This window comes from Klebsiella sp. CN_Kp066 (assembly GCF_040065135.1).
GTDB classification, from domain to species: Bacteria; Pseudomonadota; Gammaproteobacteria; order Enterobacterales; family Enterobacteriaceae; genus Klebsiella; species Klebsiella oxytoca.
Window position 1 is genome coordinate 16,427 of sequence record NZ_JBEAIU010000045.1, and the last position, 22,978, is coordinate 39,404.

Annotated in this window: 23 protein-coding genes and 1 other RNA gene; 14 read left to right on the forward strand and 10 right to left on the reverse strand. The window is 43.0% G+C overall.

The genetic code is table 11. The annotated features are described in order from the left end of the window. Positions 1–42 precede the first annotated feature (42 nt). From rimM to ffh, 3 genes are all read right to left on the reverse strand, one after another. Positions 43–591, reverse strand: a complete 549-nt coding sequence (gene rimM, locus ABLV75_RS18535) for a ribosome maturation factor RimM (RefSeq protein ID WP_004104638.1) — start codon at positions 589–591, stop codon at positions 43–45. 18 nt (positions 592–609) lie between these two features. Then, positions 610–858 carry a 30S ribosomal protein S16 gene (gene rpsP / locus ABLV75_RS18540; RefSeq protein WP_004104640.1) on the reverse strand — a complete coding sequence of 83 codons (249 nt, stop codon included), beginning with the start codon at positions 856–858 and terminating at the stop codon, positions 610–612. Between the two features lie 235 nt (positions 859–1,093). After that, positions 1,094–2,461 carry a signal recognition particle protein gene (gene ffh / locus ABLV75_RS18545; RefSeq protein ID WP_004104641.1) on the reverse strand — a complete coding sequence of 456 codons (1,368 nt, stop codon included), beginning with the start codon at positions 2,459–2,461 and terminating at the stop codon, positions 1,094–1,096. A 164-nt stretch (positions 2,462–2,625) separates the two neighbouring features. On the opposite strand from ffh, the gene ABLV75_RS18550 reads away from it, so the two are divergent. Both ABLV75_RS18550 and ABLV75_RS18555 read left to right on the forward strand, forming a co-directional pair. Continuing rightward, positions 2,626–3,417, forward strand: a complete 792-nt coding sequence (locus ABLV75_RS18550; protein ID WP_004104642.1) for an inner membrane protein YpjD — start codon at positions 2,626–2,628, stop codon at positions 3,415–3,417. Positions 3,418–3,435: 18 nt separating this feature from the next. Next, positions 3,436–4,725, forward strand: a complete 1,290-nt coding sequence (locus tag ABLV75_RS18555; RefSeq protein ID WP_004104643.1) for an HlyC/CorC family transporter — start codon at positions 3,436–3,438, stop codon at positions 4,723–4,725. Between the two features lie 64 nt (positions 4,726–4,789). Here the strand turns inward: ABLV75_RS18555 and grpE are convergent, their stop codons facing one another. After that, entirely contained in the window at positions 4,790–5,380 is a 591-nt protein-coding gene (gene grpE, locus ABLV75_RS18560; protein WP_004104644.1) for a nucleotide exchange factor GrpE, read from the reverse strand. A 124-nt stretch (positions 5,381–5,504) separates the two neighbouring features. Here grpE and nadK point away from each other — a divergent pair, with 124 nt between their 5' ends. From nadK to bamE, 3 genes are all read left to right on the forward strand, one after another. After that, a complete protein-coding gene (gene nadK / locus ABLV75_RS18565) occupies positions 5,505–6,383 on the forward strand; it encodes an NAD(+) kinase (RefSeq protein ID WP_004104646.1) in 879 nt (292 codons plus the stop codon). A gap of 86 nt (positions 6,384–6,469) precedes the next feature. After that, positions 6,470–8,131, forward strand: coding sequence for a DNA repair protein RecN (gene recN / locus ABLV75_RS18570; RefSeq protein WP_004104647.1), 1,662 nt, complete (start codon positions 6,470–6,472; stop codon positions 8,129–8,131). 147 nt (positions 8,132–8,278) lie between these two features. After that, a complete protein-coding gene (gene bamE, locus ABLV75_RS18575) occupies positions 8,279–8,620 on the forward strand; it encodes an outer membrane protein assembly factor BamE (protein WP_004104649.1) in 342 nt (113 codons plus the stop codon). A gap of 70 nt (positions 8,621–8,690) precedes the next feature. Here bamE and ABLV75_RS18580 read toward each other — a convergent pair whose 3' ends face one another. Together ABLV75_RS18580 and ABLV75_RS18585 are read right to left on the reverse strand one after the other, a co-directional pair. After that, entirely contained in the window at positions 8,691–8,981 is a 291-nt protein-coding gene (locus tag ABLV75_RS18580) for an RnfH family protein (protein WP_004104651.1), read from the reverse strand. Continuing rightward, positions 8,971–9,408 carry a type II toxin-antitoxin system RatA family toxin gene (locus tag ABLV75_RS18585; protein WP_004104653.1) on the reverse strand — a complete coding sequence of 146 codons (438 nt, stop codon included), beginning with the start codon at positions 9,406–9,408 and terminating at the stop codon, positions 8,971–8,973. Before ABLV75_RS18585 ends, ABLV75_RS18580 begins: the two co-directional genes overlap by 11 nt. A gap of 149 nt (positions 9,409–9,557) precedes the next feature. Here ABLV75_RS18585 and smpB point away from each other — a divergent pair, with 149 nt between their 5' ends. From smpB to ABLV75_RS18610, 5 genes are all read left to right on the forward strand, one after another. After that, complete coding sequence (gene smpB, locus ABLV75_RS18590; RefSeq protein WP_004104655.1) at positions 9,558–10,040, forward strand: SsrA-binding protein SmpB; 483 nt, start codon at positions 9,558–9,560, stop codon at positions 10,038–10,040. Positions 10,041–10,183: 143 nt separating this feature from the next. Beyond that, positions 10,184–10,547, forward strand: a transfer-messenger RNA (tmRNA) gene (gene ssrA / locus ABLV75_RS18595). A gap of 165 nt (positions 10,548–10,712) precedes the next feature. Then, positions 10,713–11,942 (forward strand): integrase domain-containing protein, encoded by a 1,230-nt coding sequence (locus ABLV75_RS18600; protein ID WP_014639989.1) that lies wholly within the window; start codon positions 10,713–10,715, stop codon positions 11,940–11,942. A 325-nt stretch (positions 11,943–12,267) separates the two neighbouring features. Then, positions 12,268–15,915, forward strand: coding sequence for an AAA domain-containing protein (locus tag ABLV75_RS18605; protein ID WP_348855065.1), 3,648 nt, complete (start codon positions 12,268–12,270; stop codon positions 15,913–15,915). Then, entirely contained in the window at positions 15,905–17,713 is a 1,809-nt protein-coding gene (locus tag ABLV75_RS18610) for a phospholipase D-like domain-containing protein (RefSeq protein ID WP_348855066.1), read from the forward strand. Before ABLV75_RS18605 ends, ABLV75_RS18610 begins: the two co-directional genes overlap by 11 nt. Before the next feature lie 144 nt (positions 17,714–17,857). Here ABLV75_RS18610 and ABLV75_RS18615 read toward each other — a convergent pair whose 3' ends face one another. The 3 genes from ABLV75_RS18615 to ABLV75_RS18625 form a co-directional block, all read right to left on the reverse strand. Then, the gene (locus ABLV75_RS18615; protein WP_348855067.1) at positions 17,858–18,268 is read right to left on the reverse strand and encodes a hypothetical protein; all 411 of its coding nucleotides are present in this window, start codon (positions 18,266–18,268) and stop codon (positions 17,858–17,860) included. 76 nt (positions 18,269–18,344) lie between these two features. Next, the gene (locus tag ABLV75_RS18620; protein WP_177317770.1) at positions 18,345–19,022 is read right to left on the reverse strand and encodes a hypothetical protein; all 678 of its coding nucleotides are present in this window, start codon (positions 19,020–19,022) and stop codon (positions 18,345–18,347) included. A 191-nt stretch (positions 19,023–19,213) separates the two neighbouring features. Further along, positions 19,214–19,909, reverse strand: a complete 696-nt coding sequence (locus ABLV75_RS18625; RefSeq protein ID WP_154827273.1) for a hypothetical protein — start codon at positions 19,907–19,909, stop codon at positions 19,214–19,216. 114 nt (positions 19,910–20,023) lie between these two features. Here ABLV75_RS18625 and ABLV75_RS18630 point away from each other — a divergent pair, with 114 nt between their 5' ends. The 4 genes from ABLV75_RS18630 to ABLV75_RS18645 all read left to right on the forward strand — a co-directional run bounded on the left by ABLV75_RS18630 (position 20,024) and on the right by ABLV75_RS18645 (position 22,444). Then, entirely contained in the window at positions 20,024–20,401 is a 378-nt protein-coding gene (locus tag ABLV75_RS18630; protein WP_014639992.1) for a hypothetical protein, read from the forward strand. Then, complete coding sequence (locus tag ABLV75_RS18635) at positions 20,370–21,584, forward strand: relaxase/mobilization nuclease domain-containing protein (RefSeq protein ID WP_348855068.1); 1,215 nt, start codon at positions 20,370–20,372, stop codon at positions 21,582–21,584. The genes ABLV75_RS18630 and ABLV75_RS18635 overlap by 32 nt, the downstream gene beginning before the upstream one ends. A gap of 252 nt (positions 21,585–21,836) precedes the next feature. After that, the gene (locus ABLV75_RS18640; protein ID WP_077958394.1) at positions 21,837–22,115 is read left to right on the forward strand and encodes a hypothetical protein; all 279 of its coding nucleotides are present in this window, start codon (positions 21,837–21,839) and stop codon (positions 22,113–22,115) included. 14 nt (positions 22,116–22,129) lie between these two features. Next, positions 22,130–22,444: a cell wall-binding protein gene (locus ABLV75_RS18645; RefSeq protein ID WP_152305791.1), complete on the forward strand. Its 315-nt coding sequence runs from the start codon at positions 22,130–22,132 to the stop codon at positions 22,442–22,444. Positions 22,445–22,496: 52 nt separating this feature from the next. On the opposite strand, the gene ABLV75_RS18650 is transcribed toward ABLV75_RS18645, so the two are convergent. Next, a complete protein-coding gene (locus tag ABLV75_RS18650; protein ID WP_152305790.1) occupies positions 22,497–22,922 on the reverse strand; it encodes a hypothetical protein in 426 nt (141 codons plus the stop codon). Between the last annotated feature and the right edge of the window lie 56 nt (positions 22,923–22,978).

The following is a 22,978-nucleotide window of genomic DNA, read 5'->3' on the forward strand; positions in this document are numbered from 1 at the left end:
CCAATCCCCATAGTGCCGTTTTTTACCGTTTATTCGGAGAATTTAAAAACCAGGATCCCAATCTACTTCGATAGTACGAGTAGCGAGATCGACTTTCTTGATAACCTGCCCATCGAGGAACGGAACCAGCCGCTCCTTGATACCAAATGCATCTTTCAGGTTTGCCTTGATGACGAGAACGTCATTAGACCCGGTTTCCATCATGTCGATGACTTTACCGAGGCTATAGCCTTCAGTGGTCACTACCTGGCAGCCCATCAGGTCTTTCCAGTAATAGTCACCCTCTTCAAGCGCAGGCAGCTGCGATGAATCCACAACAATTTCGCAATTAGTCAATAGATTCGCTGCATCGCGATCGTCAATGCCTTTCAGCTTAATGACGATATCCTGATTGTGGTGGCGCCAGCTTTCCAGCTCAACAACCTGCCACTGACCCGCCTTCTGGATAAACCAGGGCTGATAGTCAAAAATGCTTTCGGCGTCTTCGGTGGAGGAAAACACTCTGAGCCAACCACGGATACCGTAGGAAGAACCCATTTTGCCCAATACAATCGGATCAACAGGTGCTTGTGCGGTGTGTTGCTTGCTCATCATGACCACCGTGACAGATTAAGCTGCTTTGTTAGCGGCTTTGATCAGCGCAGCTACGCGATCGGAAACAGTCGCGCCCTGGCCAACCCAGTGAGCGATACGATCCAGATCCAGACGAGTTCCTTCTTCGGTCGCAGAAGCGATCGGGTTGAAGAAACCAACGCGCTCGATGAAGCGACCGTTGCGTGCATTACGGCTGTCGGTAACAACAACCTGGTAGAACGGACGCTTTTTCGCGCCGTGACGTGCTAAACGAATAGTAACCATAACATCCTCTTGTGTGAATAAAACACCGGGCCCCATCGAGGAACGGAGCCCGGTGTCATATTAAAAGCCCGAAAATTTTACTGATTTCTGGGGAAATTGCAATCAGCAGTTATAAACTCTGCTGTGGAAGGGCACCGCAGATACCCTAAATTGGGTACCTGCGAGTAATTCATAGCCAGAGCGCGCCAACAATGGGACAGGAAAGAAGGGCGCGCCGGCAGCAATAGCCACAATACTATCGGCCTCCGGGGAAACCTGGCGGCATCATACCTTTCATTCCACGCATCATCTTCATCATGCCGCCTTTCGACTTCATCTTCTTCATCATGCGCTGCATATCGTCAAACTGCTTGAGCAGACGGTTCACATCCTGCACCTGCATTCCGCAGCCTGCGGCGATACGGCGCTTACGCGAACCTTTAATAATTTCCGGTTTAGCGCGCTCTTTCAGCGTCATCGAGTTGATGATGGCTTCCATACGCACCAGCACTTTGTCGTCCATTTGCGATTTAACGTTGTCCGGTATCTGCCCCATGCCCGGCAGCTTGCCCATCAGGCTGGCCATACCGCCCATGTTTTTCATCTGACGCAGCTGTTCAAGGAAATCGGTCAAGTCAAAACCATCGCCTTTTTTCAGCTTAGAGGCCAGCTTTTCAGCCTGCGCGCGGTCGACCTTACTTTCGATATCCTCGATCAGAGACAGGACATCGCCCATGCCGAGAATACGGGAAGCGATACGATCCGGATGGAACGGCTCCAGCGCTTCGGTTTTCTCGCCAACCCCGAGGAATTTAATCGGCTTGCCGGTGATATGACGAATCGACAGCGCCGCGCCGCCGCGGGCGTCGCCGTCCACTTTGGTCAATACAACACCGGTTAACGGTAGCGCTTCGTTAAACGCTTTCGCGGTATTCGCCGCATCCTGGCCGGTCATCGCATCGACAACGAACAGGGTTTCTACCGGATTAAGCGTTGCATGGACCTGCTTAATCTCGTCCATCATCGCTTCATCAACGTGCAGACGACCAGCGGTATCCACCAGCAGCACGTCGTAGAATTTGAGCTTCGCTTCTTTCAGCGCGGCATTAACGATATCAACCGGTTTCTGGCCAACGTCAGACGCAAAGAAATCGACGCTAACCTGCTCGGCCAGCGTTTCCAGCTGTTTGATCGCCGCGGGACGATAAACGTCAGCGGAAACCACCAGGACTTTCTTCTTGTGCTTTTCACGCAAGAATTTACCCAGCTTAGCGACGCTGGTCGTTTTACCCGCCCCCTGCAAACCGGCCATCAGAACTACGGCAGGCGGCTGCGCGGCTAAATCGAGCGCCTGGTTCTCTTCGCCCATCGCGGCAACCAGTTCGTTGCGCACGATTTTGACGAACTCCTGCCCCGGGGTCAGGCTTTTATTAACTTCATGACCAACCGCGCTCTCTTTAACACGGTTGATGAAGTCACGAACCACAGGCAGAGCAACGTCCGCCTCCAGCAGCGCCATGCGCACTTCGCGCAGAGTATCTTTAATATTGTCTTCAGTAAGGCGTCCGCGGCCGCTAATGTTGCGCAGCGTACGCGACAAACGATCGGTTAAATTATCAAACATTGTCTCTCGCCTGAGGTGGAAACGGTCGGTCGCCGCAGCGACACAAAAACGGAATGGGCGCAGTATAACACGACATAAACGCGAATGTGCTGCAACGGTTGGAGCCAGACTCGCGTGACGTTATACTGCTTCTCTCTACTATTTAGTCAACAGTCGACGCGCATATGCCTGTTTTTGCTCTACTCGCCCTTGTCGCCTACTCCATCAGCCTCGCGCTGATCGTCCCTGGTCTGTTACAAAAAAACAGCAGCTGGCGGCGGATGGCGATTCTTTCCGCAACTATTGCGTTGATTTGTCACGCCTTTGCGCTGGAGTCACGCATTTTTCCCGGCGGCGAAAGCGGGCAAAACCTCAGCTTATTAAACGTGGGATCGCTGGTTAGCCTGATGATCTGTACGGTGATGACCATCGTCGCATCGCGCAATCGCGGCTGGCTGCTGCTGCCCATTGTCTACACCTTCGCCCTGATCAACCTCGCGTTCGCCACCTTTATGCCGAACGAGTACATCACGCATCTGGAAACCACGCCGGGGATGTTGGTCCACATCGGCCTGTCGCTCTTTTCTTATGCTACGCTGATTATCGCCGCGCTCTACGCTCTGCAGCTGGCGTGGATTGACTATCAGTTAAAGAACAAACGATTGACCTTCAGTAGCGAAATGCCGCCGCTGATGAGCATCGAACGTAAAATGTTTCATATCACCCAGATAGGCGTGGTGCTGTTAACCCTGACGCTGTGTACCGGGCTGTTTTACATGCATAACCTGTTTAGTGCGGAAAACATTGATAAAGCCGTACTCTCTATCGTGGCGTGGTTCGTTTATATCGTCCTGCTTTGGGGCCACTATCATGAAGGGTGGCGCGGACGCCGGGTCGTCTGGTTTAACGTGACTGGCGCAGGCCTGCTGACGCTGGCCTACTTTGGTAGCCGCGTATTGCAACAGTTCATGAGCTAAGTCTTTAAGGAATCCCTAGTGGAACATATCTCCACCACCACGCTGATCGTAACGCTGATCATCATGGTGGTTATCTCCGCCTATTTCTCCGGTTCTGAAACCGGCATGATGACGCTAAATCGCTATCGCCTGCGTCATATGGCCAAGCAGGGCAATCGTCAGGCAAAACGCGTTGAAAAGCTGCTGCGCAAACCTGACCGTCTGATTAGCCTGGTCCTCATTGGCAATAATCTGGTTAATATTCTCGCTTCGGCGCTCGGCACCATCGTGGGTATGCGCCTGTACGGCGATGCAGGCGTTGCCATTGCCACCGGGGTTCTGACGTTCGTGGTGCTGGTATTTGCGGAAGTGCTGCCCAAAACCATTGCGGCGCTCTACCCGGAAAAGGTCGCCTATCCCAGCAGCCTTCTGCTCGCGCCGCTGCAAATACTGATGATGCCGCTGGTGTGGTTGCTCAACACCATCACCCGCATTCTGATGCGCATCATGGGCATTAAAACCGATATCGTCATTAGCGGGGCGCTCAGCAAAGATGAACTGCGTACTATCGTTAATGAATCACGCTCGCAAATCTCCCGCCGCAATCAGGACATGCTGCTGTCGGTTCTGGATCTCGAGAAAGTTAGCGTGGACGACATCATGGTCCCGCGCAATGATATCGTCGGTATTAATATTAACGACGACTGGAAGTCCATTGTCCGCCAACTGACCCACTCTCCCCACGGCCGCATCGTGCTGTACCGCGACACCCTTGACGATGCCATCAGCATGCTGCGGGTACGCGAAGCTTATCGCCTGATGACGGAGAAAAAAGAGTTCACAAAAGAGGTAATGCTGCGCGCCGCCGACGAAATTTACTTCGTGCCGGAAGGGACGCCGCTCAGCACCCAACTGGTAAAATTCCAGCGCAACAAAAAGAAAGTGGGCCTGGTGGTGGATGAATATGGGGATATTCAGGGCCTGGTCACGGTTGAGGATATCCTCGAAGAGATCGTCGGCGATTTTACGACCTCCATGTCGCCTACGCTTGCAGAAGAGGTAACGCCGCTTAACGATGGTTCAGTGATTATCGACGGTACCGCCAACGTACGTGAAATCAATAAAGCATTTAACTGGCATCTGCCGGAAGATGAAGCGCGAACCATTAACGGTATCATTCTGGAAGCTCTCGAAGAGATCCCTGCCCCCGGCACCCGCGTGCGCATTGAACAGTATGATATCGATATTCTTGATGTTCAGGAGAATATGATTAAACAGGTGAAGGTTATGCCGGTAAAACCCATTCGTGAAAGCGTGGCGGAGTCATAGCATACCTGGCACGGTGCAGGTCTGAATAGAAAAACGGCTACCTCATGGTAGCCGTTTCGCTTATTTACTTCGCTTTCGCTACGGTTACCATCGCCGCGCGAATAGTACGGCCATTCAAGGTGTAGCCCTTTTGCATAATGCCCAGAACGTTACCTGCCGGTACGTCCTCGGACTCAACCATCGCAATGGCCTGATGCACGTTCGGATCCAGCGGCACGTTAGTATCGCCAATGACTTCCACGCCAAACTTACGAACCACGTCCAGCATCGACTTCAGCGTCAGTTCGATACCTTCAACCATCGGCGCCATATCCGGGTTGGCTTTATCAGCCACTTCCAGGGCGCGGTCCAGGCTGTCGATGACCGGCAACAGTTCGTTGACGAACTTCTCAAGCGCAAACTTATGCGCTTTTTCGATATCCTGCTCGGTACGACGGCGCAGGTTATCTTCATCGGCTTTCGCACGCAGCAATACTTCACGTTCGCGCTTCTGGGCTTCAACGAGCTGAGCTTCCAGATTCGCAATTTTTTCATCGCGCGGATCCACCTGCTCAGCCGAAACCTCAGGCTCTACCGCCTCAACGTCATCGTGCTGCTCCGTGATAATTTCTTCCGGGGCTTGCCCCTCAGGCGTTTTCTGTTCTTTACTACTCATGAATTTCTCCGCGTTTTTTTCGCATTCATCTCGCTAACTTCGCTTATTATGGGGATCAGTTTCCGGGTTTCAAGGGAACGCAGCCAGATTGTCACTATTCATTTAACTCAAGGACATCCAGATCATGAAGAATCACTTCAAGTGTATAGGCATTGTGGGACACCCTCGTCACCCAACCGCGCTGACCACACATGAAATGCTCTGGCGCTGGCTGTCCAGCAAAGGTTATGAAGTTCTGGTTGAGCAGCAAATCGCTCATGAATTACAGCTCAGCAATGTGAAGACCGGGACGCTGGCGGAAATTGGCCAGCAGGCAGACCTGGCCGTCGTGGTTGGCGGCGATGGTAATATGCTCGGCGCGGCGCGGACGCTGGCGCGCTACGATATTAACGTTATTGGCATTAACCGCGGAAATCTCGGCTTTCTGACCGACCTCGATCCGGACAACGCGCTACAGCAGCTCGCTGATGTGCTCGAAGGCCACTATATCGCCGAAAAACGCTTCCTTCTGGAAGCTCAGGTCTGTCAGCAGGATTGCCAGAAGCGTATCAGCACGGCGATTAACGAAGTCGTCCTGCACCCCGGTAAAGTAGCGCATATGATTGAGTTTGAAGTCTATATTGACGAAGTGTTTGCTTTCTCTCAGCGCTCAGATGGGCTCATCATCTCCACGCCCACCGGCTCCACGGCCTATTCCCTCTCCGCCGGCGGGCCGATCCTCACCCCTTCGCTGGATGCTATCACCCTGGTGCCTATGTTCCCGCATACGCTTTCGGCCCGGCCGCTGGTGATCAACGGTGACAGTACTATTCGCCTGCGTTTTTCGCAGCGCTGCAGCGACCTCGAAATTAGCTGCGATAGCCAGATAGCGCTGCCCATTCAGGATGGAGAAGATGTGCTGATCCGCCGGTGTGATTATCACCTTAATCTCATCCATCCTAAAGATTACAGCTATTTCAATACATTAAGCACTAAGCTTGGCTGGTCGAAAAAATTGTTCTGATTTTATAGCCAGCCCCTTTACTGGATAAAAAACCCGATTATACTGTACGAAAACACAGTAATGGTTTTTCATACAGGAAGGCAGCTATGTTGGCACAACTCACTATCAGTAATTTTGCTATCGTTCGTGAGCTGGAAATCGATTTTCACAGCGGTATGACCGCTATTACCGGCGAGACCGGCGCCGGTAAATCGATCGCTATCGACGCGCTGGGGCTGTGCCTGGGCGGTCGGGCGGAAGCCGATATGGTGCGCAGAGGCGCCAGCCGGGCTGATTTATGCGCGCGCTTCTCCCTGAAAGACACGCCGGCCGCACAACGCTGGCTGGAACAAAACCAGCTGGAAAGCGGGCGTGAGTGTTTACTTCGCCGCGTTATCAGCGCAGACGGCCGCTCTCGCGGCTTTATTAACGGTACGGCGGTGCCTTTATCCCAGCTCCGCGAACTGGGACAGCTTCTTATCCAGATCCATGGCCAGCATGCGCACCAACTGTTGACTAAGCCTGAACATCAGAAGACCTTACTTGATGGCTATACCGGTGAGTATGCGCTTACTCAGCTAATGGCTGAGCGCTATCGTCAGTGGCACAAAAGCTGCCGCGATCTGGCGCAGCATCAGCAGCAAAGCCAGGAGCGCGCCGCGCGTGCGGATCTGGTGCAGTATCAACTAAAAGAGCTCAACGAGTTTAATCCGCAGCCGGGCGAATTCGAGCAAATTGATGAAGAGTACAAACGTCTGGCCAACAGCGGCCAATTGCTGTCGACCTGTCAGCATGCGCTGTCGGTGATGGCAGACGGCGAAGAATCCAATCTGCAAAGCCAACTCTATGCCGCAAAGCAGCTGGTGAGCGAGCTGGTTGGTATGGACAGTAAACTCTCCGGAGTGCTGGATATGCTTGAAGAAGCATCTATTCAGCTTAGCGAAGCCACGGACGAGCTGCGTCATTATCACGATCGCCTCGATCTCGATCCGAATCGTCTGTTCGAACTGGAACAACGTATCTCCCGACAAATTGTCCTGGCGCGCAAGCATCAAATTACGCCCGAGGAGCTTCCAGAATTTTACCAGTCACTGCTGGAAGAGCAGCGTCTGCTGGATGATAGCGCCGGTTCCCTGGAATCCCTCAGTCAGATGGTCGTGGAGCATCATCAGTTAGCCCTTGAGACGGCGAAGCAGCTACATGCCCTGCGTCAGAATAGCGCTGATGAGCTGACTCGGTTAATTACGGAGAGTATGCACTCACTTTCAATGCCACACGGTGTATTCTCCATTGATGTCGCGTTTGATGAGCGTCATCTCACCGCTGAAGGCGCAGACCATATTGAATTCCGGGTAACCACCAACCCGGGTCAGCCGCTGCAGCCAATCGCTAAAGTTGCTTCCGGAGGCGAACTCTCGCGTATTGCGCTGGCGATTCAGGTGATCACCGCGCGGAAAATGGAAACTCCGGCATTGATTTTTGATGAAGTAGATGTCGGTATCAGTGGCCCTACGGCAGCGGTGGTGGGCAAACTGCTGCGCCAGCTAGGTGAGTCAACCCAGGTGATGTGCGTTACCCACTTACCGCAGGTGGCCGGTTGCGGACATCATCATTTCTTCGTCTGCAAGGAAACAGACGGTGAAATGACCGAGACGCATATGCACCCTCTGGATAAACGCGCTCGCTTGCAGGAACTGGCCCGTCTGCTGGGCGGCAGTGAAGTCACTCGTAACACTCTGGCAAACGCGAAAGAGTTGCTTGCCGCGTAAACTTTTTGATTTTCACAGAGTCATAGTGAACAGCAAATTGCCGATAGACCTGCAGCCGAAGGTTCCCAACCGGGCAAAGGTCTATTATCATCGGCATATTACAGATGAGCCACGTACTGCTCGGGCCCAAAAAGGAATCAAATCACTATGCGCTGTAAAACGCTGACTGCTGCCGCAGCGGTTCTTCTTATGTTGACCGCAGGCTGTTCCACTCTGGAACGAGTGGTTTACCGTCCTGACATCAACCAGGGTAACTATCTGGCACCAACCGATGTAGCAAAAGTTCGTGTCGGCATGACGCAACAACAGGTTGCCTATGCCTTGGGTACGCCGATGATGTCGGATCCGTTTGGCACTAATACCTGGTTCTACGTTTTCCGTCAGCAGCCTGGGCATGAAAAAGTTACCCAGCAGACGCTTACCCTGACCTTTAACAGCAGCGGTGTGCTGACCAACATTGATAACAAACCTGCCCTGACGGCGGAGTAATAAAGCTATCAATACACAAAAAGCGCTCATTGAGCGCTTTTTTTATATCTGCATCTTTGGTGCGAAACGGTTACTTTCCGGCGTTTTTCTCCGCCCGCTGACGACGTAGCTCTTTCGGGTCAGCAATCAACGGACGATAGATTTCGACCCGATCGCCATCATGGACGCGATCCTGAAGCTTAGCCGGGCGGCTATAAATTCCCACTTTGTTTTTCGTCAGATCGATATCGTCACGTAGCGCCAGAAGACCGCTGGCAACAATCGCCTGCTCGACCGTCGCCCCCTCCTCAAGCTTGACGCTTTGCAGATACTGTTTTTCCGGCAACGCGTAGGCCACTTCAACCACGATTTTAGCCGGCACTGTAGACCTCTTTAGCGCGCGTCGTAAATGCCTGCACCATATTCATAGCCAGTTCTTTGAAGATACGACCAAACGCCATTTCAATCAGCTTATTGGTGAATTCAAAATCGAGATGAAACTCAATTTTGCACGCTTCCGGGCTTAAAGGGATAAATTTCCAGCCGCCAATCAGCTTTTTAAACGGACCATCGACCAGACTCATCAGGATACTCTGGTTACTGGTGAGCGTATTTCGCGTTGTGAAGGTCTTACTGATACCCGCTTTGGATACGTCAACCGCCGCAGTCATTTGCGTCGGCCCAAGCTCCAGAACCCGGCTACCGGTACAGCCCGGCAGAAAATCAGGGTAGGACTTTACATCATTTACCAGTTGATACATCTGTTCAGCACTGAACGGCACCAGCGCGGTACGGCTAATCTGAGGCATAGCAGGTTCCACATATAAACACAGGGCAAATAATATCATTTATCTGCTGCTAAAAAAAACGCTGTACCGCAACTCGTGCTAAGATAGCCCATTACGCCTCGCAGGAAGATTGAGGTACGACTGTTTTAAGACGATGACTTCAGGATACTATGACTAAGAAAAAAGCCCACAAACCTGGATCAGCCACCATTGCGCTGAATAAACGCGCTCGTCATGAATACTTTATCGAAGATGAATACGAGGCGGGTCTTGCCCTGCAGGGATGGGAAGTAAAATCTCTCCGCGCAGGTAAAGCCAATATTGGCGACAGCTATGTCATTTTGAAAGATGGCGAAGCCTATCTGTTTGGCGCCAACTTCACGCCGATGGCGGTAGCGTCCACCCACTACGTATGCGACCCAACGCGTACCCGTAAGCTTCTGCTCAATCAGCGTGAACTGGATACCCTATACGGGCGTATCAACCGTGAAGGTTACACCGTGGTCGCTCTTTCCCTGTACTGGAAGAATGCCTGGTGCAAAGTCAAAATCGGCGTAGCGAAAGGTAAGAAACAGCACGACAAGCGCACCGATATAAAAGATCGCGAGTGGGCAGTTGATAAAGCCCGCATTATGAAACACGCAGGTCGTTAATTGCCCTTCTCTTGAGGGTCAGCCAGCTGGCCCTCACGCTATATTGTTGTTGATGCTGATTTTTCATCCACTCTGGCGCCATAATCCTCAAAACGAGGGCTGGTCAGCGCATTCATAAATCTGTTATACTCAACGTACACATTGGGGCTGATTCTGGATTCGACGGGATTTGCGAAACCCAAGGTGCATGCCGAGGGGCGGTTGGCCTCGTAAAAAGCCGCAAAAAAATAGTCGCAAACGACGAAAACTACGCTTTAGCAGCTTAATAACCTGCTCTGAGCCCTCTCTCCCTAGCTTCCGCTCTTAAGACGGGGATCAAAGAGAGGTCAAACCCAAAAGAGATCGCGTGGAGGCCCTGCCTGGGGTTGAAGCGTTAAATCTAATCAGGCTAGTCTGGTAGTGGCGTGTCCGTCCGCAGGTGCCAGGCGAATGTAAAGACAGACTAAGCATGTAGTACCGAGGATGTAGGAATTTCGGACGCGGGTTCAACTCCCGCCAGCTCCACCACTTTTTAGTTGTTTGAAGTACAATGAAGTCTACTAAGCCCGCACAGCACAAGCTCTGCGGGCTTTTTCATGTCTATTGTCGTCCAGTGAGAATTGCTGAGAACTATCACTTATGGCACCCTGAATGGGACCCACAACGAAGGGTCCAAAAACCGAGGGTCCCAAAATGGCAAAAATCGCTAAGAAGCTCACTGACACTGAAATCAAAAGCACCAAGCCAGCCGACAAAGAAATCAACTTGTTTGACGGTGATGGTTTGATCCTACGAATCGCCCCCCTCTCGAAAGGAGGGAAGAAGAATTGGTATTTCAGGTATGCAGTGCCGGTGACCAAAAAGCGAACTAAGGTGAGCTTAGGAACATATCCTCACCTTACACTGGCAAGAGCCAGAGCCTTACGAGATGAATACCTTTCCTTGCTTGCCAATGGCATTGATCCTCAAATCCATAACAACGATAAAGCTAATGCCTTAAAGAATGCTACTGAACACACTCTCCAAGCCGTGGCAAGGAAATGGTTAGATGAGAAGGTAAAGACATCAGGTATCTCACAAGATCATGCAGAAGATATCTGGCGAAGCCTGGAGAGAAATATCTTTCCCGGCTTGGGTAATGTTCCTATCAATGAGATCCGACCTAAACTCTTAAAGCAACATCTTGACCCTATTGAGCAACGAGGAGTCCTCGAAACTTTACGGCGAATCATTTCCCGATTAAATGAAATTTTCCGTTATGCAGCAACTGAGGAACTTATCGAATTCAATCCGGCTGACAACCTTGGGCAACGGTTCAGTAAGCCTAAAAAGCAGAATATGCCTGCATTACCCCCTTCCGAGTTACCCCGCTTCCTATTGGTGTTAAACAATGCCTCTGTTCGTTTAGAAACAAGGCTACTGATTGAGTGGCAACTTCTTACATGGGTTCGCCCTGGTGAAGCTGTCCGCACAAGATGGACTGATATAGATACCGATAACTCAATGTGGAACATTCCTGCTGAATTTATGAAAATGAAGAAGCCCCATAAAGTCCCACTGAGCAAAGAAGCTTTGCGAGTATTGGATTCAATGAAAGCCATCAGTGGGCACAGAGAGTGGGTTTTCCCCAGCATCAAAGCTCCACTCAATCACATGCATGAACAAACAGCAAATGCAGCCATAATCCGTATGGGCTTTGGGGGTGAACTTGTCGCTCACGGTATGCGATCTATTGCTAGAACGGCTGCTGAAGAGAGCGGTAAATTCAGGACAGAAGTGCTTGAAGCGGCTCTTGCACACTCGAAGAAAGATGAAATAATTGCGGCTTACAATCGTGCTGAGTATCTGGCCGAAAGAGTGGTTCTCATGCAGTGGTGGAGTAACTATGTTCAAGCTCAAAGGCTGAAAGCCGTTGCAGCCTAATAATTCAAAACCATATAATAAACAAGGGTAATTATTGGAATTGCATCTCTATTTTTCAACGAACAACTTAGTACCATACACCCAGCATTAACCAATTAAAGCCCTGTTTTAGCTTCTGAGATTAAGCAATAGCTGGTCAAATAATTTAAGAAGCTTTTTTTTTGATCCAAACCAAACAACACTACTTAACTCATTGTATATATTGCTTTTTTATGTTAGCAATAAATACAATGTACAGCATACATGCATATGTTGGGGCGGTAGCATTTAAATGTACAATTCTCATCCGTAAAGTTAACACAGCATTTATGAATAAGGTTGGTCTATGAGTGAAAATAAACTGTTTGATAATTATGAGATTATAGAAAGAAATCTACTAAAAACAGAGTCAGATAAAAACATCCCTGAAATAAATCTTGCCCTTAAGGATGGAGAGAGTTACATCATTAAATATTGGCCTAGAAATACCTTAAGTGATGAACAAGTCCTTGAAAGTATTTGGCAACATGAACTACGACAACTTCAAAGATTAAAAGGATATCCTGGCGTAGGAGATTATATTGTAAATCCCGTCGAATCAAAAAAAACAAATGACGGATATTATCTAGTTTTAAACTCCGATGGCAGAGTTCCTACATCATATTTACTAAATAAAAAGACTCTATCCCTCCCCGGAAAGAGCCATTGGCTTACACGATTAAAAGACCCAACAATAAGAATAAGGTTTTGGAAAAACATCAGTAGAGTTACGAGTGCTATTGGTTTACTTCATGCTCAGGGATTACTACATCGACATTTGGATGAAAATGCAATTCTTACATACAACTATGAATCTGATGATTATAATGACTTTCAACTAACGGGATTTGAATGGTCGATTCGGATGCCAACACTTACAACGGCGAAGATCGAACATTCTGGTGAACAAGGGAAAATATCAACATTCGCTACAGATTGGGTTGACTTAGGAGTATTAATATCTAAGTTCCTTAAAATAGAAATAAACAAGATTAAGGATCTTCACTTTCCCGCCGAATACTTTATAACTAACAATCAATTAGCAATCAGTGAAGTAGCAATAATTCGCAGTCTCTTAGGTATTCAACCAATTCAGCAAAATGCTATCAAAGAACTTTTAGGAGAAAAGGAAATCCTCCAATTCATAGAGAGGATAACCAATGAGCTTACTGATTATTATAAAAGAACCAAAACTATACACGGCATTGCTATAAACACTAAATTCTCACAAATAGATAATAATAAAGAGAAAAAAGAATTATTTCACTGCATACAAAAAGTCATCCATAGAAAAACTCAATTCACTATTTCAAGAGATGACACAGAAATAATTAAGAATTTTGTAAAAGATGATTTATCTGAGACTCCTGTATTGTTTGTAAATAATTATGAAAACGATTATTACGATGTAATTTTAAAAGGTAAAGAGCTTTTCTATGTGCTGACACCATTTCAACCAGACCATGGAACGAATGATAAAACGTGGAAAATAGGTTACTCAAAACATGCTTATTTAGAGCTTCCGAATAAATTTTTCAGCAAAGAAAACTACATAGAATTAAATAGCAACAATATTTTTTGTTATACTCATCATGAAGCAAAAAATTTCCTTCTAAACAGTAATGACTCTTTAAATCTAATGTCTTGGGATATTATATTCAAAGAAATAGGAAAAACTTACAACAAGAAAAATGAAGAACATCTTAAATTATTAGAGGGATTAACTGCTGTACATATTACTAATATCGCCTATGCTAAGGCAGAAATTTTCCCTGTAGAAATACTCAGTGAAGAAAGTGACTCAGAAAATATTGGCTCATGGATTTTTAAATTCATATCAAGGCTTGATGAGGCAACTGAAGAGTTGTCAAAATCTCTTAGCATAGAATCCCCATCAGTTAGGCTTGAAAAAATAATAAACAGTAGCGAAAATAATGACAAGTTATCTTGGAGTCTTGTTAATAATAAAGATTTTAGTAGAGTTGATGATGAAATCCTTTTAGAGTTTTATGGCTTTGAAACCGATAATAAAAGTCAAGATATTTACAGTTTCACCTCTAAAAAACCACTTCCCGATTGGCGAGATCTTTATATTGTTCCAGATTCTCTAGAAGGTACATTGCGTCAAATAACACGACATGCAAATACATTAGACATGCTTGAAAATCATGTAGAATTGATGAATGTAATTACTTCACCTAACACACACCTTACAGTAAGCAATGAAGAAATCGTTGCAGAAGATATAATGGATTCATTAGATGAATCTAAACAGAAAGTTTTTTCAAAAGTTTTATCAACTTTACCAATGAACCTTGTACAGGGACCTCCGGGAGTTGGTAAAACTCACTTAGTAAAAGCCCTATCTCAATATATATTTAAAGAAGAACCTAACAGCAGAATATTATTCACCGCACAGAGTCATGCTACTGTACAGCATCTTTACCATGAAGTTGTTAAAGATTTAGTTACGCAAGATAAAAGCATTAATGGCCCTATAATCATTAGATGCAACAAAGTTTCTGGTGAGGACAATATTGTAGTAAACAGTGCTGATGAGACTGGCTTAGAATACTTAAAGATGTTTGTAGAAAGCGATCTTTTTAAAAATTCATCTAATGATAAATTAAAGAATGACATTGCTGGTTTACTTAAATCCTCACCTGCAAAAAGATACCCATTAATTAATCAACTTATCAAATCAGCAAGCTTAATATTCGCTACAACAAATTCCGATTATGTCGAAAGAATGATAAAGGAAAGAGCACAATTTGATTGGTCTATCATGGAAGAGACAGGGAAAGTTACAGGGATAGAACTAATCAGTCCTCTTTTGTTGTCTTATAGAAGGTTAATGATCGGTGATCACCGTCAATTACCACCATACCGTTCCATTGAACTAAAAAAAATATTAACTAATAATAAAAAACTAACCAACACGTTCGAAGAAGTTGATAGCATAAACAACTTCAAATTAAAAAATGAATTAATCCGCAATGGCTACTTTTCATCAATCAATGACGAACAGGCAAGAGAAATAGGATTACGAGCAACAAAATATGTAAATTTATTTGAGTCTTTGATTTTAGAAGATGAAGAACAAGATGAAAAGTTTGAACAGTTAGCAGGTAAAGGCCAAAAACGAAAAAATAAACTATCTTCTATGTTATCAGTCCAGCATCGTATGCATCCTCACATCGCGGAAGTAATATCCAATGTTTTTTATAAAAATGAGTTATTTACTGATGCTGAAAAAAAATTGAAATATCTTTCAAAAGACTTTGATTCTGTTATAAATATAAAGCAAGAGTCAATATTAAAAGATACGCCAGCACTTGTATGGATTAATCAACAAGATGTACAAAAAACAAAGGGAAGTCGAGCCGGAGAACATAAACCAATTTGGTCTAACGATAGTGAATGTAAAGAAATAATCGACATTTTAAAAGATCTTGATAAAAACACCAACCCTACAAAAAAAATCAAATTAGCCATTCTTTCGCCTTATTCCAATCAAGTAAAATTAATTTCCAAACACATAGAAATTGCAAAGAAAAACAATGAGCTTAAAACTCTTCTAAATAATTACATTCCTCCTGACGATAATGATGGTTACTGCCTTACAGTGGATTCTTTTCAAGGTGGTGAGGCAGATATTGTAATAATATCATTAGTCCGAAATAATGGTAAAAGCACAATAAAAAGTGCCTTAGGTTTTTTATCAGATCAACGTCGTATAAATGTTTTACTCAGCCGAGCCAAGCATAAATTAATTATCACAGGATCATATGAACTTCTTAAATCTTGGTCTAATCGTATAGTAAAAGAGAGCTCACAAGAATATGAATTCATTCCTAAATTAATTAATGAATTAGAAACATCTGCTCAAATCGGTAATCTTTTATTAATTGAGAGTAACTCAACAAAAAAGCAAGGGAAGAAAAATGCAAAATAAAAATATTTATGTAAAAATTCCTTTTCATTATGGCGTACATAAATTCAAAATTTTTAAGGGTCATAGGTGGGGAGCTTTAGATCATTTTTTACTTCAAGAAATTAGCCGCCGTTCTTATCCAATAGAAGAATTATCATTGAAGTCAAATCTTCCGCAGAGACTAATCATTGAAATAATAATACCGTTTATGAAATTGGGTTGGGTCGAATTAGTAGAATTAGACTCAAAATATAATTTCAGAATTACTGATGTTGGATTTATTGTTGCTAACCATGACGAACTTCCTTATGAAAGAGAGCCTATGGAATCTACTAGGAAGTTTTTAATTGACCCTAAAACAGCAAAGTGTTATCGAGTAAATGCCAGAAACCAAAACTATCAAATATATAACAAACAAAGAGCAAATGAATTGCTCAGGAATAAAAACTCAATAGCTACAGAGTTAAATATAAAAAACCCGAAATATGCACCATATCCATCAGATATACTAAATTGTGTTGAAGATAGTGATGAAGAGGTTATAGGCTATGAGGAAAGGGCAAATGATCGACCATATTATCAAAACAAACTTTTTGCAATAGCTCAGGTTGATGAGGCCGATAATATAACAGGTGTTCCATCTGATATCTCAAAAGAATTGGCTGAAGATATAATTTCTGCTGCTAATTTAAAACGTAAAGAAAGTAGCACTTCTCAAAATAAGAGTTCTAAACTAAGTATTTTTAGCACAGAGTCTTATGAAAATCATTTTGAAGAACACTTGATTGGCGAAAACGAATTTCAAATAATATCCGGCGCTGAAAATCATAAAGCTCATCTTCTGGACTTGATTGATAAATCTCTCAGCAGGATTATTATCCATTCAACTTTTATCCAATTGAAAAATTTTCAAGACATCTTTAATAAACTAATTGAATCAGCTAAACGAGGAGTCCAAGTCGATATAATATGGGGTCAAGAGGAACCTGATGATGAAAAAAGCATGGGCAGTTATAATCAATTTCTTAGTGGACTTAATGTTTATAAGGAGGAAATAGTACAACTTGGGTTAGCTTCACTTTTTACAATACATTCAGATCCAACAGGCTCACATGCGAAAATTATAGTTTGTGATACCTTAAATTATGGTTATTGTGCAACAATAGGTTCATGCAACTGGTTAGCGAGCGGATTCAATCGATATGAATGCTCTGTATTTACGACAAATAATGTCTTAACAACTGAAGTATTAGATATTTTGAGTATATTATCAAAAGGGAAGTCGCGGGTATCTAATAATTTAAGCAAATCTATTTCTGCCATAGCTTATGAGTTAAAAAAAGTTACTCAACATTTGGCTACTGCAAATCCTACTGAAAAAAATGTAAAAATTAAAATCATCACAAAAAATGAGCATCACGATTACGTTTTAGATGCCAGGGACAAAGCAACAAGCACCATCTTTATTGCAAGCCATAGGATTAGTAATAATGCCGAAAGACCTATTTTGACACCTTTAATAAGTTCAATAACAGACAATAATAAGCTGAACATAAAAATGTATTACTCATCTCTAAGTGGGGGAATCAATACCCAACAACTTGAAGAGACAAGTAAGTCTTTAAGTGCAAATGGAATTATTCTAGAGAAAAAGAAAGATCCAATCTCTCATGCAAAAATATTATCATGGGACAATGATAATATTTTAATCACAAGCCTTAATTGGTTATCAGCCTCAGCTTATGGCAACCCATATGATGAACTGGGGGTTTATATTGAGAAAAAAGACATATTCTCTATAATTTCCCCTAACTATTGAGCAGACAGCAGGATATCTTAGAAAGGGTATCCTGTTTCAACCAGTATACCTAATGAGATAAACAATGTGAAAATGACTAAATGAAAGTGACAAAAGGAAGCCAATATTATTTATGATCATCTAATATAATAATATTTGTTGTTCTTAACGCGATCTGAACTCAGCAATAATGTCATTGTCAATTAATGTGGTAATTTTTTTATTTCTCTTGTTGTTAAGCTCAATATAGATACAATTAAAGTCTGTTTTTTTATTTAAATCAATCTTATCCTTGGAATACATATTAATATAGAGTTTTGTATTGTCAAGAATGTCATATTTTGTAGAAGGTTTATCCTTTTTTAGCTCAGGAATTGTCTTTTTAATTTCAAATACCTGAATTAGCTTATGATCGTACTTAGTAACCTTTATCACATCATTATACTCAACAAAATCCATTTTTCTTTTTATAGTTAAAACATATTTTGCATCAACCTGTGGATCTGTTTTGTAATCCACACAAATATTTTGAGCATTTACATAACATGTAGGCAACATAAGCAGTAATAAAACCATAAATATTCTCATTTTGACACCCCCTTGTTTAATATCTAACAAGGATGCTTTATCAAAAATAGAATTTCAAATTTATTTATTCTTTTTTATTTTCCAATGTAATGACAATCTGCTTATGGTTATTTCTATGGAATGAAATATAATACGACTTGTTTTTGAAATCAATCACTTCTTTTGTTCCATTAATCATTCTAATTAATCCGTTTTCAGGAGTTGTAATTTCTAGATAATACTTATTACCAATGCTATAATCAGTCCTCTTTTCAATATATAGATCAGGCAATAAACGTAGTCGGTCACCACTGACAATATAATTACGGGGGAGTTTATTTTCCTGTTCAACTACTTCCTGCTGGCGTAATAATTCTTGTTTCCTATCCTGTAATTCAACTTTTTCTTTATAATCCTGAGATAGCATATTAAATGCTGTCAAAGTACAATTAGACATTCTGATATTTTCAGAGAGTTGATCCTTCCTTTCTACTTTCGGAACTCCTTCCCAATTAGAATAATTAGTGCCTAACTTCGCATTTAACTCCCCTAGATTCAGGCTTTTAAGCTTTTTTAAGTTGACTGCCATATCACCATTAGCTTCTCCATAAATTGTAAATTCAGATCCTGATGCTTCAAAGGCACGACATAACTCTATTGCATTCTGCCTTAACAATGATTGTTGAACCAAAGGAGTATCCGATGCAAAAGAGGAATTACTTAAAATGACAACTACTAAAAGTGAGAGTTTACCAAAATTCATTTTATACCCCAGTGTATAAATTAATACATTATCTGTTCAAACTCTTCATCATATCATTTTATCAATTCAGAAGCATTAAGCAAGGGCTAACTCTCCGAAGCTCCGCTTCTCTGAGTTGCCTTGCTTTTCTGCTCTACGATTGAAAAGGAAATATTTTTCATGCAAATTTATCTAAGTAAATAAAAATATAGTCACCTGCCATCACATATACCCCATCGGTATGCCGCATGAAGATCATGAAAATAATCACATAGATATTTAAGATTTTTATTTAAATCTGGGAATACATCTACATCCATGTCAAATGAGTCAACTATGTTATCCTCGTCATCAACTAATAGCAAAGCCTTCACATACTTCCCTTCTTTTTTGTTCATCGAGTTTATAATATCTTCCGTACTTTTTTGTCTTACAGATGACTTTCTCATATCCTGGATGTGATCTCCCGTTTTAGGATAGCGAAAAAAAGTACTCTTAGAATCAATGGAATTTATCTTATTGATCTTATCTAAAACATCCTTTTCAATTACACCTATTCCTAAGTGGAAAAAACAAGGTATTAACTTATTGTGCTGACCGATTAAATATATGGTTAATAATCTGATGTCATGCATGTTTTCTAATTCAAAATCCTTTCCCAACACTTTAATTTTTGGTTTTCCAAGAGTACCACCACTACTGAATGGAATTTTAAAATTTCGGTGCAAAACATAAATTAAAGATTTTAGGTAAAGTTCGATTGCATGTCGTCTAAGATAATTGACTGGCATACCTAAATCCTTAATGGATTCAGAAGCCGATAATAAATCTGCTGATTCTTTAAACTGTTCTGCTGTTGCACCAAAACCATAGTCTATGTGCATATGCAAAGGCATCATTAAATACATTCACTCTCCTTATAATTGATTTCAGCATCACAATTCATTGACTTTTATTTATAACTTATTATAAATAAGTTATTACACATGGAATGAGTAATCAATCTAATAAAAGGAATTTTTATGAATCAATCTAATATCAACCCACGATCATTGCGAACACACTGTGTCAGTGTCCGTCTTAATAACTCGGAACTTCAATTACTCAACACAAAACGAGGTTCTACATCTAAAGGTGAATGGTTACGTATGGCTTCCTTGCAGAAGCTCCCCATGAATGTACCTCCTGTAAACATCGAAACATGGAAGACTCTGGGTGAGATCAATCAGAAGCTAAACCGTATCGCTCTTCATATCGATAGTAAGAGTAAAGATAGCCAGCTTACTCATACAGAGCTTTTCGCTGTGAAGCGACAACTGGAAGAGCTTCGCCAGCACCTGCTAAATGCTGACATATGGAGCAAACCCGATGAAGGGTATGCAGAAGATCAAAAGGGGTAAGAGCTTCGCTGGTGTCGTTCAATATGCATTGAAACCGGGAGCACATCATAAAAGTGATCCCATCATCATTGGCGGGAACATGTTAGGTGATTCAGCCCTTGAACTGATCGCTGAATTCGATAGCACCAAGCATCTTCGCCAGGATGTCGCAAAATCAGTTTGGCACAACTCGCTTCGCTTACCCAACGGTGAATCACTAACGAATGAACAGTGGTCTAGTATCGCAGATGACTATATGAGGAGAATGGGATTCAGTGATACCCATCTCCGTTGCTATGTCTTACATGACGACGATGGCCAGCACATACACATTATCGCAAGTCGCATAGATCTCAATGGTGGGAAGCTTTACTTGGGTAGGAACGAAAACCTCATCAGCACACAGATTATCAGTAAACTCGAAGTCGCTTATGGCCTGACAGTGACCAAAACGGCATCTCCCCCCTCGCAAGCACAACCGAAGCGGAAGAGAGTGTCCCGTAATGAGAAAATGCTATCGGAACGAACCGGGGTGCTTTCACCAAGAGAAGCTCTGCAGCAGATACTTGATAAAAGTTTATCTGATAAGCCGGACCTTTTGACTTTCACAAAACGGCTGGAAGAAGCTGAAGTATCCTGGACAGCGAATGTCGCAAGCACAGGCAAAATGAACGGCTTCTCATTCTCCTACCGCGATATAGCTTTCAAAGCTTCGCAATTGGGTAAAAGTTACAGTTGGGCAAATCTTATTAACAGGCTCAACTACAACCCAGATCATCTAGAAGCTCTTCGAATCGACATACCTTCAAAGGAAGTTTCTCAAGCTCCCATGCCAATACCTGTTCCTGTTCCTGTTCCTGCTCCTGCTCCTGCTCCTGCTCCTGCTCCTGCTCCTGCTCCTGCTCCTGCTCCTGCAACAATTTTGGAAACCAGGGAGCAAAAGGAAAGTATCAGTGAAAAAATTACTGAACTCGAACTGCGACTCAGAAAAGACAGACGAAACGAGATCGTTGAGAAGATTCTCCAAAAGAATGCGGTTAACCAGCAAAAGCATCTCAGGCTTATCGGCTGGCTTCCATTTCTTAGAAGGCTTGCAGAGCTTCTCCGAAGCTATGGTAAGAGCATTCTTCACAAGCCCCTCCCTGGATTCTCAAATCTCTATGTAACCCGACCTTTACATAAAGATAGGAAAATTCATTTATAAACATAATCTTACCGCTTATCCCTGACAGCAGTATCGTTTGGGTAGTGATTAATTTAGGATAAGTCAATAATATATTGATCGTTATTACAGATCGATAATCCAGTTATGATAGCTTTTGCCTATCATGATTCAAACATCGATCGGTACAAGTGATTTTACTAAAGATAATTATTCATCGAGAATCCCTGAAAAGAGCCTGATGATTTTTAAGCAATAGCAGTATCAGGAACCGATTGTAAAAATGGAGTTAATATGAATAACGAAACCATTAAGTGTCCGTTCTGCTTCAAAGAGAGCCAGTTTGGTGTCCGTGTCTGCACTGGCTGTCATTCAACCATCAAATATGGCGAAGTTTCAGCCTGGTTATCGTTGTTCATAGGATTTATTTTATTAGCAATTGCCTACATCATACTTTATATAAGTCAAAGTTTTTTAGTAGCTATCATTATTTTATTGGTATTAATGGTTTCGACAAGATTGTATATTCGTAAAAAATTTGCACATAGAGCAATTTTCACGCACCAACATTAATAAAGGGATTTAAAATGAAAACCTATGCTATCATAACAATCATTCTTTCACTTTTTTTATTAACCGCCTGTAATTCTGAACCATCAGACAAAGACATCTATAATGCATTCAAAAGTGTTGTAGATAGAACCAACGCAAGTATGAAAGCTTTTGATTCAAGAGTTTCTGAAAATGATCTTTTAAGAATCGATTATGTGAAAAAAGTTAGCTGTTCAAAAGAAGCTAATAATGTTTACAACTGTATAGTAGATGCTTCTATTAGCAACAATAAACAGACAAAGCCTGTTAAGCTTGTGAAAGCTGATGGTGTCTGGAAAGAAGTTCAGTAGTAGTTTATATCGAGAAGTCTCTTTTAGCCCCTGCATAGGGGCTTTTTATTGTCTATAATCTGACGGTTCTTACGCGAACTTCATGGATTAACTCTTTTTCAATTACTTTCATTTCATATTGTGCTCTGACCGTAGCATAGATTTGTTCTGCTTTTTCCTGATTGTTATCTATGAAATTAACAAGCGAGTTTAGCTCTCTTAGAACCCCTTCTTTGTTATTTAATCGTTGTAGTAGATTGCTTGTCAGACTTTTGTATACCGAGATAAACATAGCCATTATGTTATCAATATTACGATTAGATCTAGAATAAATATTTTTAGGATAAAAATATTTTAGATGGTATCCCACAAAAATTAAATAAAGCTGGTATGAGAAACTTTTATCATGCGGCTGATATCGCTTAGAGATATATTTATCTACGATGACGATAAGCTGCTCTTCCAGTGTTTCCACTGGAAAGTTGTTTTTTTTGTCCATAAATTGCATCCTTGCAAGTTAGTTTTGTCTTCCTGACTACATATACAAATACCATA

What these genes read in the sequence shown, in the direction of transcription:
- rimM (WP_004104638.1), bottom strand. Translation starts at nt 591, where the DNA reads ATGAGCAAGCAACACACCGCACAAGCACCTGTTGATCCGATTGTATTG.
- rpsP (WP_004104640.1), bottom strand. Translation starts at nt 858, where the DNA reads ATGGTTACTATTCGTTTAGCACGTCACGGCGCGAAAAAGCGTCCGTTC.
- ffh (WP_004104641.1), bottom strand. Translation starts at nt 2,461, where the DNA reads ATGTTTGATAATTTAACCGATCGTTTGTCGCGTACGCTGCGCAACATT.
- ABLV75_RS18550 (WP_004104642.1), top strand. Translation starts at nt 2,626, where the DNA reads ATGCCTGTTTTTGCTCTACTCGCCCTTGTCGCCTACTCCATCAGCCTC.
- grpE (WP_004104644.1), bottom strand. Translation starts at nt 5,380, where the DNA reads ATGAGTAGTAAAGAACAGAAAACGCCTGAGGGGCAAGCCCCGGAAGAA.
- nadK (WP_004104646.1), top strand. Translation starts at nt 5,505, where the DNA reads ATGAAGAATCACTTCAAGTGTATAGGCATTGTGGGACACCCTCGTCAC.
- recN (WP_004104647.1), top strand. Translation starts at nt 6,470, where the DNA reads ATGTTGGCACAACTCACTATCAGTAATTTTGCTATCGTTCGTGAGCTG.
- bamE (WP_004104649.1), top strand. Translation starts at nt 8,279, where the DNA reads ATGCGCTGTAAAACGCTGACTGCTGCCGCAGCGGTTCTTCTTATGTTG.
- ABLV75_RS18585 (WP_004104653.1), bottom strand. Translation starts at nt 9,408, where the DNA reads ATGCCTCAGATTAGCCGTACCGCGCTGGTGCCGTTCAGTGCTGAACAG.
- smpB (WP_004104655.1), top strand. Translation starts at nt 9,558, where the DNA reads ATGACTAAGAAAAAAGCCCACAAACCTGGATCAGCCACCATTGCGCTG.
- ABLV75_RS18600 (WP_014639989.1), top strand. Translation starts at nt 10,713, where the DNA reads ATGGCAAAAATCGCTAAGAAGCTCACTGACACTGAAATCAAAAGCACC.
- ABLV75_RS18605 (WP_348855065.1), top strand. Translation starts at nt 12,268, where the DNA reads ATGAGTGAAAATAAACTGTTTGATAATTATGAGATTATAGAAAGAAAT.
- ABLV75_RS18610 (WP_348855066.1), top strand. Translation starts at nt 15,905, where the DNA reads ATGCAAAATAAAAATATTTATGTAAAAATTCCTTTTCATTATGGCGTA.
- ABLV75_RS18615 (WP_348855067.1), bottom strand. Translation starts at nt 18,268, where the DNA reads ATGGTTTTATTACTGCTTATGTTGCCTACATGTTATGTAAATGCTCAA.
- ABLV75_RS18620 (WP_177317770.1), bottom strand. Translation starts at nt 19,022, where the DNA reads ATGAATTTTGGTAAACTCTCACTTTTAGTAGTTGTCATTTTAAGTAAT.
- ABLV75_RS18625 (WP_154827273.1), bottom strand. Translation starts at nt 19,909, where the DNA reads ATGTATTTAATGATGCCTTTGCATATGCACATAGACTATGGTTTTGGT.
- ABLV75_RS18630 (WP_014639992.1), top strand. Translation starts at nt 20,024, where the DNA reads ATGAATCAATCTAATATCAACCCACGATCATTGCGAACACACTGTGTC.
- ABLV75_RS18635 (WP_348855068.1), top strand. Translation starts at nt 20,370, where the DNA reads ATGAAGGGTATGCAGAAGATCAAAAGGGGTAAGAGCTTCGCTGGTGTC.
- ABLV75_RS18640 (WP_077958394.1), top strand. Translation starts at nt 21,837, where the DNA reads ATGAATAACGAAACCATTAAGTGTCCGTTCTGCTTCAAAGAGAGCCAG.
- ABLV75_RS18645 (WP_152305791.1), top strand. Translation starts at nt 22,130, where the DNA reads ATGAAAACCTATGCTATCATAACAATCATTCTTTCACTTTTTTTATTA.
- ABLV75_RS18650 (WP_152305790.1), bottom strand. Translation starts at nt 22,922, where the DNA reads ATGGACAAAAAAAACAACTTTCCAGTGGAAACACTGGAAGAGCAGCTT.